This window comes from Actinophytocola sp., from assembly GCF_049647105.1.
In the GTDB taxonomy this organism is placed as follows: domain Bacteria; phylum Actinomycetota; class Actinomycetes; order Mycobacteriales; family Pseudonocardiaceae; genus Actinophytocola.
In genome coordinates this window covers 1-7,137 of record NZ_JBARWZ010000049.1, presented here as the reverse complement: position 1 = coordinate 7,137, position 7,137 = coordinate 1, and the positions used below count along the sequence as shown (strand labels likewise).

Sequence of the window (7,137 nt, the reverse complement as noted above, 5' to 3'; positions counted from 1 at the left end):
GCCATCGGCCGTGCGGACCGCGCTGCTGACGGTCACCCAGCACGGCGCGCCGAGCGCCGCGCTGCCCATGGCGCAGGACGCGGTCGGGCTCCGGATCGCGCGGCTGCGGCACGACATGCCGGTGCCGGGACGCGTGTGGCGGGGCATCTCGTGCGGGCTGACCGCGCTCACGGCGGTGTCGCTGCCGTTCGTGACGGGCGCGGGCCTGCTCGTGGCGATCGCGGTGGTGGTCTGCCCGGCCTGAGCCTCTCGTGTGGTCCGCCGACCGCAGCTACCTACGATGCATGATAGTAATCAGCATCGGTGAGGAGGCTGCGATGGAGACCCACGTCTTCCGTGTCGTCACCATGCACTGCGACGACTGCGCGGCCCTCATCGACGAGACGCTGATGGCGCTCCCCGGCGTGACCAGCGCACACGCGACGACGCGGACCCGGGAGATCCTGGTGACGCTGGACCCTCGGCTGGCCGGCCAGGACGCGGTGGCCGCCGCCATCACCGAGCTCGGCTTCCGGCTCAAGCCGTCCGCACCGGACCCATCCCCGGCAGGCGCGGTCGGCAGACAGGTGTCGGACGCCGCGTGGGCGGCGCTGGCGCCGCTGCTGCGGGAGCGGACGCGGCGGCGGGGGCGGACCCGCGATCATCGCGAGCTGTTCGAGGGCATCGCGTACAAGCACCGGGCAGGCGTGCGGTGGCGGGAGGTGCCCCCGGAGTTCGGGCCGTGGCAGACGTTGTACGCGCGGTGGGCACGCTGGCACGCCGACGGCACCTGGGCCCGGCTGGCCACCGCGGCCCGGCAACAGGCCGACCTCACCGACGAACTGTCATGGCTCACCTCGGCCGACCGGCCACCGGAACACTGATTCCGGAAAGCCCGAGCCACTCACCCCAGCACGGCGAGCGCCGCGCGGACGCCCCTGGCCTCCGGGACGCCGAGGCGTGCGTACAGGGTCAGTGCCTCCCGGAGGTGGGCGTGCCCGTTGCCGACGTGGCAGTCGCGGACCAGGCAGCGGCCCATGCCTTCCAGTGCCCGCGCCTCCTCCAGCTGGTTGCCGATCTCACGGGCCAGCTCCAGTGCCTGCTTGTGATGGGAGAAGGCGTCCCCCGCCTCCGGCCAGTCCCACGCGAGGCGGCCGAGGTTGTTCAGGGTCTCGGCCATGCCGGTGCGGTCGCGGATCTCGGTGCACAGCTCCAGCGCGCGGTCGAGGCTCCTGGTCGCCTCGTGGCATCGGCCCGCCACGAGCTGCAGCACGCCGAGCCCGTTGTGGATCGACGCCTCGCACAGCCGGTCGCCGACCTTGCCGCACAGCGTGAGCGCCTCCTCAAGCGTGTCGACCGCGGCCGCGTGGTCCTCCGGTGTCCGGTCGCCGCCGAGGTATCTGGACATGGCCAGGTCGGTCAGCACCGCCGCCTGGCCGTGGCTGCTGCCGAGGTCGGCGAACAACGCGTGCGCCCGCTCCCCCACGGCGACCGCCTCCTGGTAGCTGCCGACGGTCTTCAGCAGGAAACCGAGGCGGCACAACGCGTTCGCCATGCCTCGCCGGTCGCCGACCTCCTGGCACATCGCCGCCGCCCTCGTCAGGCCGCGCAGCGCGAGCGGGTGGTCGCCCGCCATCGCCAGCACGAGACCGAGGTAGCTCAACGCGTCCGCCTGGCCCTGTCCGCTGCCACACTCGGTGAACACGGCGTAGGCACGGGCCAGGTCGGACGCGGCGGCCCGGTAGTCATCGGTCAGGTGCGCCACTATGCCGAGCCGGTAGCGGGCGCTGGCCACACCGAAGCGGTCCCCGACCTCCTCACACAGCGCGAGCGCGGCGGACAGGTTGGCGGTCGCGGCCGCGTAGTCGCCGATCGCGCACTGCACCGTGCCGAGGCACTGGATCACGTCGGCCGCACCCATGAGGTCGCCGTGCTGTGCGTGGAGCTGGTGCGCGCGCACCAGGTCGGTCATCGCGACCCCGTGGTCCTCGAGCAGGTGCCGCACGACGCCGCGGTTGCGCAGCGACACGGCGAGGCCGCGCAGGTCACCGACGCGTTCGGCGACGCGGCAGGCCACGTCGTGGATGGCGAGCGCGTCGTCCCAGTGGCCCTGTTGCGCGAGGTAGGAGTGCAGCACGGCCGCGAGGTGCACGGTGTGCTTGGCCCGGCCGTGGCCTCGGGAGTACTCGACACAGCAGCTCAGGTTGATCCGCTCGGCCGCGAACCACCGAACCGCGTCGGCCGCGGTCGCCAACCTCGGCGCGTGCGCGGGCGGTGTGCCGCACCGGGGATCGAGCACCCGGTCGTGCTGGGGCAACAGTTCCGCGGCCGTCGTCGCGACGTGCACGTAGTAGTCGAGCACCCGCTCCACCACCGCGTCCGGGTCCTCGTCGGGGTCCGCCGCGATCAGCGTGCCCGCGAAGTGCCGGATGAGGTCGTGCAGCCGGAACCGGCCCGGCGCCGACTCCTCGACGAGGTGGTTGAGGTACAGCGTCTCCAGCTGCGCCCTGGTCGCCTCGACGGTGCCGCTGCCCATCGCGGCGGTCACGTCGAGGTCGAAGTCGATGCCGGGGTGCATGGAGAGCCTGCGGAACAGGCACTGTACGTCGGCGGGCAGGTCGCGGTAGGACGCGGCGAACGCGGCGACCACGCTACGGTCGTCGGCGCGGATCTCGGACAGCCGGTCACGCGTGGACACCATTTGCTCGGTCAGGTACCGCACGTCCCACGTCGGGTGGCTGCGCAGCCGGCCGGCCGCCAGGGCGATCGCCAGCGGCAGGTGCCCGCACAGCCGCACCAGCTCCGGCTCGTCACCCGAGGGCTGCCTGCCCGCGAGCCGAAGGAACATCTCGACGGCCTGCGCGGGCGCGAGCACCCCGAGCGGCAGCAGCCGCGCGTCCTCCAGCCCGGCGAGGCGGTGGCGGCTGGTGAGCACGACCTGGCAGCCCGCGGTGCCGGGCAGCAACGTCCGCACCTGCTCGTGGTCGGCCACGTCGTCCAGCAGCAGCAACATCTTCCGGCCGGCGAGGCGGTCCCGCCACAGCCGCGCGCGGTCGTCGAGCGCGGCGGGCACGTGCCTGGCGGCGACGCCGACGGCGAGCAGCAGGGACCCGAGCGCGTCGACCGGCGTGACCGGCCGCTGGCCAGGGGTGTGGCCCCGCAGCTCGAGGAACAGGTGCCCGTCGGGGAACTTGTCCGCGACCCGGTGCGCGACGTGCACGGCGAACGCGGTCTTGCCCACCCCTGGCATGCCGTTCACGACGTGGATCGCCGCGTCGCCCTGATCGACCGCGCGGTCGATCCGCGTGACCAGCTCGGCCAGCTCGGTGTCCCGGCCGGTGAACGACACGACGTCCCTCGGCAGCGTCGACACGACCTCCGGCGCCGCGCTGCGCAGCACGTCGTGCCGCGCGCTCGCGGGCACCGTGCCCAGCCGCGGCCGTCCGGTGATCACCCCAAGGAGTTCCGCGAGACCGGCCGGGGTGATTTTCGGAACGTGGTAATGGCTCGCGCTGGCCGGCTGGAGATACCGCGGAATTTCGGCCGCCGACCTGCCGGGGAGTATTACCGGAAGGATCTTGCGGGTCCACGTCGCACGGTCGCCGTGCAGGAAGTCCCGCAGGATCGCGGACTCGGTCTGGACCCCGCGGTGGCAGTCGGGCAACGCCTCCCCGTCGCCCGCGGTCCGGTACTGCCCAGACGCGATCACGATGACGTTGTCCGCCCACCGGAGCTGGTCGATCATCCAGAAGTACCAGTCTCTCCGCAGGTCGTTGTCCCACTCGTCGACCCGGACGTCAACCCCGAGGTGACGGAGCAGCCCGCAGAACCGCAGCACCTGTCTCTTGTGCGCCCTGGAGTCGTGCGCGTAGGACACGAACACGCGCGGAAGTGGCGGTGAGTCGGGCTGCGGTGCCGCGGTCATAAAAGGACTTTCCACGGGATTGTTTCATCGTGTGATGACGCACGATATCAACCCTGGTTTACCCGCATTGGGAAGCCACACTCAATCGGGGAGAACATGACAGAAGTGGGACAGTATTCTCAGGCATCGAACCAGCGGGCCATGGCCGCGCGGAGGGCGCCGCCGTCCGGGCGGGCCGACGACGAGGCCCAAGCCACGTAACCGTCCGGCCGTACCAGCAGCGCCGTCGCCGGTGCGGCCTCGGCGCGGGCGGTCACGGTGTCCACGCGGTCGTGCCCGCCGGACAGTTCCCTGCCGAGCGTGCCGTCCTCGGTCAGGTCCAGCAGCAGGGGCCGGGCGCTCCTCGTCAGCTCGGCGAGCCGCACCGGCCCGTTCTCGTTGTGCAGCACCAGGTCCGGCGCCCACCGGCCCGCCAGCGGATGCGTGCCGCCCACCTCGTAGCGGAGGTCCGCACCCGCCATCATGGCCGCGATGTGCCGCACGTTTCCCTTGTCCCGCAACAGCTCCGTGCACAGCTCGCGCAGCGCGGTGACGTCACTGCCTGGGGCGATCAGCGCCGACTGCGCCTGGGTGTGCATGACCACCCGCTCGCTGGCGGGCCGCCGCTCGCTCTCGTAGGTGTCCAGCAGCCCGGCGGGCGCCCGGCCGCGCACTTCCGCGGCGAGCTTCCAGCCCAGGTTGACCGCGTCCTGCAGCCCGAGGTTGAGCCCCGGCCCGCCGATCGCGGAGTGCACGTGTGCCGCGTCGCCGACCAGCAGCACCCGGCCGTCCCGGAACCGGTCGGCGATGCGGGTGTTGCCGCCGGTCAGCCTGCGCACCAGGTGCGGGCCGTCGCCCTCCGGCGGCAGGATCGGCACGTCGACACCCAGCACCCGGCGGGCGCTCGCCCGCAGCTCGTCCAGCGTCATCGGCTCGTCGGGGACGTCCGCGCCGAAGTCCGCGCTGAACTCCATGGTGATCACCATCGTGCCGTGCCGCATCGGCGCGTACACGAACAGGCCGCGCTCGGTGCGGTGGTGCATCAGTGGCGGGATCAGCCCGTAGCCCGGCACGGTGAACCCGCCGGTGGCCGGGTCGATCAGCTCGGCGGGCACCGAGGCGTGCGCCTGCCGCGAGATGGTGTTGTCCCTTGTGACACCGGGAAACCCGATGCCGGCGAGCTTGCGGGTCGTGCTGTGCCCGCCGTCCGCGCCGACCAGGTAGCTGGTGCGGATCCGGTCGCCGCCCGCCACCTCGACGGTGACCCCGTCGGCGTCCTGACGCAGACCGGTCAGCTCGTGGCCGCGGCGGATCTCGGCACCCAGCTCGACCGCCCGCTCCGCCAGAACCTCCTCGATCCGGTGCTGTGGCACCGGGAGGATGGTCAGCGGGTTGTCGTCGAGCCCACTCAGCTCCAGCGGCAGCGCGCCGAACACGTATCTCGGCACCGCGAACGGCGGGTCCTGGTTCCCGCTGAGGCGTTCGTGCAGCCCCCGGCGGTCGAGCAGCCGCACGACCTGTCCGACCAGGCCGTTGGCCCGGTGCTCCTTGGTGTGGCCGGAAAGCCGCTCCAGCACCACTGGCCGGACACCCGCGAGGCTCAGCTCGCAGGCCAGCATCAGCCCGTTCGGCCCGGCTCCTGCGATGACGACGTCCTCGGTGGTCATGATGATCTCCTTCGGTTTCGGGCATGGCGAAGCGACCCGGCGGCGCCGGGTTGGGGAGAAAGGTGTTACGGGATCAGGGTGTCGGCAGCCCGTTGGCCAGCTGCGCGAACGCGTCCCGCAGCAGGTCGGCCATGGTGCCCGGCGCTTCGGCGCGCAGCCAGTGCTGGATGGCGACCCTCATCGCGCTGCCCACCGCGCTCGCCACCAGCCTCGGGTACAGGTCGGTGTCCGCGTCCGTGCCGGTGCGCTCGGCGATCACCGCGGCGAACTCGGCCTCCACCGCCGCGCTCGTCTTCATGAACTCGCCCTGCAGCGCGGGTTCGCCGACCATCAGCCGCAGGCCCTCGGCCCACCGCTCGTCCTCGGCCCCCCGGTGGTCGTCCTGTCCCAGCGCGAACCGGGCCATCGTGGCGTTGGTGATGGCCTCCCACAACGGTTCGGACGCGGGCCTGGCACGCAGCTCGTCCGCGATCGCCCTGGCCCGCTCGAGCTGCCGGGCGGCGACCGCCTCGCCCTTGCTCGCGAAGTAGTTGTTGAAGGTGCGCGGCGACACGCCGGCCTCGGCGGCGATGTCCTCGACGCGCACGTTGTCGAAGCCGCGCTCCACGGTGAGCCGGATGGCGGCCCAGCTCAGCGCGATCCGCGTCTCCCGTTTCTTGCGCTCCCGCAGCCCGGGACGCGCACCCTCCCCGATGTCCATGCGGTCACCGTACACTGATTCTTGCGTGCTCCGCAAAAATTCGTGGCCCGCAATTTTTGGCGGACCGCCCGGCCCTCCGCACGATCGATGCGTACACGACGCTCACCACCGAACGCGGCTGGCCGCCCGTTCGGGTCGAGCAGCGGTGGCAGGGTGTGCTCACCCACGAACTGCTCGCCTGAGTCCGGCGCTCGCCGACTGGCGCCCCGCACACTCGTGTGCTTAGGGTGACTTCGAAAGTGCAAAGTGTTATCTGCACTGGTAGGGAGTCTGTCACATGCCGAGCGACATGCGGTCCTGGGAGCACGTGCGGTCTCTTTGCGGCTCGTCGTCGGGGGAGTTGTGCGTCGAGCAGGTCATCGAGGGGCAGTTGGTGCTCGTGCGCGTCGTCGGCGAGTTGGACAGCGTCACGTCGGGCACGTTGAACGCGACGCTCGTGGACGCGGAGGCCGCCGTGTCGCCGCCCGCGCCGGTCGTCGTGGACCTGACCGGGGTGAGCTTTCTCGGCGTGGCCGGTTTGTCGGTTCTGGTCGACCATCACGAAAGGTGTTTGGCGCTGGGTAGCGCCCTGCTGATCGTGCCGGGCAGCAGGGCGGTGCGCCGGGCGATGGCGGTGACCGGCATGCACGCTCGGCTGGCCCTTATCCCCGCTCCGAGGTAACCCCTGCGGGTGACTGTGGCCATTACCGCGTGACGAAAGCGCGGAGCCGCTGTCCTTAAGCCCACGAAGGACTCACGGCCGCTTGCCCGATGACACGGGGTGCGTGGGGCAGGCGGCCGTTACCGTGCCGGCACGTCGCGGGGTGACGGCGGGGCCGTCGAGGGAGCGACGCGCACGGCACAAGGCGGGTGGCGCTGGTCGATGACCAGCGCCACCCGCCCGATAG

Annotated in this window: 6 protein-coding genes and 1 pseudogene; 4 read left to right on the top strand and 3 right to left on the bottom strand. The window is 71.9% G+C overall.

Going from position 1 to position 7,137, the window contains the following annotated elements; genetic code table 11:
* Both WBA97_RS06800 and WBA97_RS06795 read left to right on the top strand, forming a co-directional pair.
* Window positions 1-244 (top strand): annotated as a pseudogene (locus WBA97_RS06800) (M56 family peptidase); the annotation flags it as partial.
* Window positions 245-317: 73 nt separating this feature from the next.
* The gene (locus tag WBA97_RS06795; protein WP_424229844.1) at window positions 318-863 is read left to right on the top strand and encodes a transposase; all 546 of its coding nucleotides are present in this window, start codon (window positions 318-320) and stop codon (window positions 861-863) included.
* A gap of 20 nt (window positions 864-883) precedes the next feature.
* On the opposite strand, the gene WBA97_RS06790 is transcribed toward WBA97_RS06795, so the two are convergent.
* The 3 genes from WBA97_RS06790 to WBA97_RS06780 form a co-directional block, all read right to left on the bottom strand.
* Window positions 884-3,904 (bottom strand): tetratricopeptide repeat protein, encoded by a 3,021-nt coding sequence (locus tag WBA97_RS06790; protein ID WP_424229843.1) that lies wholly within the window; start codon window positions 3,902-3,904, stop codon window positions 884-886.
* 119 nt (window positions 3,905-4,023) lie between these two features.
* Window positions 4,024-5,550, bottom strand: a complete 1,527-nt coding sequence (locus WBA97_RS06785; RefSeq protein WP_424229842.1) for an FAD-dependent monooxygenase — start codon at window positions 5,548-5,550, stop codon at window positions 4,024-4,026.
* A gap of 73 nt (window positions 5,551-5,623) precedes the next feature.
* The gene (locus WBA97_RS06780; protein ID WP_424229841.1) at window positions 5,624-6,250 is read right to left on the bottom strand and encodes a TetR family transcriptional regulator; all 627 of its coding nucleotides are present in this window, start codon (window positions 6,248-6,250) and stop codon (window positions 5,624-5,626) included.
* Between the two features lie 56 nt (window positions 6,251-6,306).
* Between WBA97_RS06780 and WBA97_RS06775 the strand changes: the two genes are divergently transcribed.
* Window positions 6,307-6,432 carry a hypothetical protein gene (locus WBA97_RS06775; protein WP_424229840.1) on the top strand — a complete coding sequence of 42 codons (126 nt, stop codon included), beginning with the start codon at window positions 6,307-6,309 and terminating at the stop codon, window positions 6,430-6,432.
* A gap of 95 nt (window positions 6,433-6,527) precedes the next feature.
* On the top strand, window positions 6,528-6,911 hold the full coding sequence (locus tag WBA97_RS06770) for an STAS domain-containing protein (protein WP_424229839.1): 384 nt from the start codon (window positions 6,528-6,530) through the stop codon (window positions 6,909-6,911).
* Window positions 6,912-7,137 lie beyond the last annotated feature (226 nt).

Excerpts from the sequence above, each read along its gene's own strand:
- WBA97_RS06785 (WP_424229842.1), bottom strand. The coding sequence starts at position 5,550 with ATGACCACCGAGGACGTCGTCATCGCAGGAGCCGGGCCGAACGGGCTG.
- WBA97_RS06780 (WP_424229841.1), bottom strand. The coding sequence starts at position 6,250 with ATGGACATCGGGGAGGGTGCGCGTCCCGGGCTGCGGGAGCGCAAGAAA.
- WBA97_RS06790 (WP_424229843.1), bottom strand. The coding sequence starts at position 3,904 with ATGACCGCGGCACCGCAGCCCGACTCACCGCCACTTCCGCGCGTGTTC.
- WBA97_RS06770 (WP_424229839.1), top strand. The coding sequence starts at position 6,528 with ATGCCGAGCGACATGCGGTCCTGGGAGCACGTGCGGTCTCTTTGCGGC.
- WBA97_RS06795 (WP_424229844.1), top strand. The coding sequence starts at position 318 with ATGGAGACCCACGTCTTCCGTGTCGTCACCATGCACTGCGACGACTGC.